Raw genomic sequence first — 2,758 nt, 5'->3', positions numbered from 1 at the left:
AGCAGCCGGGTATCGCCGGCGACGACGGTGCCGCTGCCGTCGGGGAAGAATCCCATCACCCGATCGCCGACCGCGAATTCGGTGACGCCAGGCCCGACTTCGACGACCACGCCGGCGGCTTCGCCGCCCAGCAGCGCGTCATGGGTGAACATGCCCAGGGTGATCATCACGTCGCGGAAGTTGGTGCCGATAGCCCGGATCGCGACGCGGACCTGGCCGGGCTCTAGCGGAGCGTCGGCGTTGGGAACCGGCTCCAGAGTGAGGTTTTCGAAGGTGCCGGCGCTGGTGAGGCCCAGCCGCCACGGCCGATCGGCCGGCGGCACCAACAGGCCGTCGACTGCGCCGCTGGTGTGCACTCGCGGGATGTACGCCTGTCCCGCGCGTAGGCAGACTTGCGGTTCGCCGGCCCCAAGGATTGCTGTCATCGCGGCGTCGTCAATGGACCAATTGCCCGACTCCTCCTCATCGCGCTGCGCGCTCTGCATCGTCGTCGGGCGGGGCCCATCGACGTCGGCGAGCACCAACCGGCCCGGATGCTCGGTTTGCGCCGACCGCACCAACCCCCACACCGCGGCCCCCGCCAAGTCGGTGACGTCTTCGCCCGCCACCGAAACCGCGCCGCGGGTGACGACGACCAGCGTGCCGGAGTCGCGTTCGGTCAGCCACGCCTGCAGCGCGGCCAGTGCCTGGTGGGTGCGTTCGTAGATGCCTGCCGGCGCCTCGGCGGCCAGCGACTCGAATACCTCGTGCGGCGGCGTCGCATCGGTGCGGGCCCCCGAGGCCGCTGACCACACCAGTTCGAAAAGCCGGTCCGCACCTGACCAAGAAGCAGCCGCCATCAACTGCTCCCCGGTGACCGGGCGGGCCACCATCGTCGTGACCGACAACACCGGCAGGCCCAGTCCGTCGGCGAGTTCGATTGACACCGCTGACGGACCGGCGGGCGCGAGCCGGGCCCGCACCGCCGCGGCCCCCGCCGCATGCAATGTCACGCCTTGCCACGAAAACGGCAGGGCTACTTCGTCGCCGTTGTCCGCCACGACGAGCGCATGCAGCGCCGCATCCAACAACGCCGGGTGCACACCGAATCCGCTGACGCCGCCGGCGGCCTCCGGCAGCGTCACCTCAGCGAACACCTCGTCACCGCGGCGCCACATCGCGGTCAGTCCGCGAAACGCGGGACCGTATCCGTATCCGCGTGCCGCCAACCGCTCGTACCCGTCGGCGACGTCGACCGCGGTGGCTCCTGGCGGGGGCCATGCCGACAAATCAGCCGCTGGCTCAACGGATCCCGATCGCAATGCCCCCTCGGCGTGGCAGACCCATGCGGCGTCGGCATCCGGCCGGGAATACACCGACACACTGCGCTGACCCGATTCGTCGACCGCGCCGACCACCACTTGCATGGTCACCGCACCAGAGGCCGGCACCATCAGCGGCGTCCGCAACGTCAACTCGTCGACAACCGAACAGCCCACCTCGTCGCCGGCGCGGATCGCCAATTCCACAAACCCGGTACCCGGGAACAACACGACGCCCGACACGGCGTGGTCGAGCAGCCACGACTGCGACGACGGCGAAAGCCGACCCGTCAACACCACACCGCCGGAGTCGGGCAACTCCACCACCGCGCCCAACAACGGATGCTCGCCGGCTGCCAGTCCCAGTCCGGCGGCATCAGCGCCGACACCGTCACCGGAGAGCCAAAACCTCCGCCGCTCAAAGGCATACGTCGGCAGCTCGACGAAACCGGCCCCCGGCAGCAGCGACCGCCAGTCCAAAGCCGCACCGGACACAAACGCCTGGGCGGCCGACGTAAGGAACCGCTGCAGCCCGCCGTCTTCGCGGCCCAAGGTAGGGATGACGATCGGCTCGGCGTTGCCGTCGACGCAGTGGTTGAAGGTGTCTTCGATGCCGGCGATCAACGCGGGATGGGGGCTCGATTCGATGAATGTCCGGTAGCCGCGCTCGCAGGCGCTGCGGATGGCCTGGTCGAATTCGACTGTCTGGCGAATGTTGCGATACCAGTAGTCGGCGTCTAGGCCGGCAGTATCCATGAGGCCGCCGGTAACCGTGGAGAAGAACGCGGCGCGCGATGACTGGGGTTGGATGCCGGAGAGCGCAGCGGCGAGCTGGTCCCGAATCGCCTCCACGTCAACCGAATGCGAAGCGTAGTCCACGTCGATGCGGCGTGCCCGGACGTCTTGCTCGGTGCAACGTTGGACCAGCTGGTCGAGTGCTGCGACTTCTCCGGACACCACGACCGCCGACCGTCCGTTGACAGCGGCGATGCCGATCCTATCGGCAAACGGAGACAGCAACTCTCGCGTCCGCTCCACGTCGCACGCCAGAGACACCATGCCGCCACGCCCGGCCAGGTTTGTCAGCAGCTTGCTGCGCAGTGTGACCACACAAGCCGCGTCCCGCAGCGACAGCGCGCCGGCGACGTAGGCGGCCGCGATTTCGCCTTGGGAATGGCCGATCACCGCATCGGGGCGCACGCCGATCGAGCGCCACAGTTCGGCGAGCGACACCATTACCGCAAACAGCGCCGGCTGGACGACGTCCACCCGGTCCAGGCCCGGCGCGCCGGGAGCACCGCGCAGCACGTCGATCAGTGACCAGTCGACGAATTCGGAGAAGGCCTCCGCACATTCGTTGATGGTCTGCGCGAAAACCGGTGCGCTGTCGAGTAATTCGACACCCATGCCGAGCCATTGGGAGCCTTGGCCGGGGAACACGAACACGGTCTTGCCCG

1 protein-coding gene is annotated in these 2,758 nt (G+C 68.5%); it reads right to left on the bottom strand.

The features are described from left to right. A partial coding sequence (locus tag ACFE99_RS24695) for an acyltransferase domain-containing protein (RefSeq protein WP_375489454.1) occupies positions 1-2,758 on the bottom strand: 2,758 nt, incomplete at both ends.

Source organism: uncultured Mycobacterium sp. (assembly GCF_964249325.1).
Taxonomy (GTDB): domain Bacteria; phylum Actinomycetota; class Actinomycetes; order Mycobacteriales; family Mycobacteriaceae; genus Mycobacterium.
The sequence above is the reverse complement of the archived record's forward strand: the minus strand, read 5'-3'. Positions and strand labels throughout refer to the sequence as shown.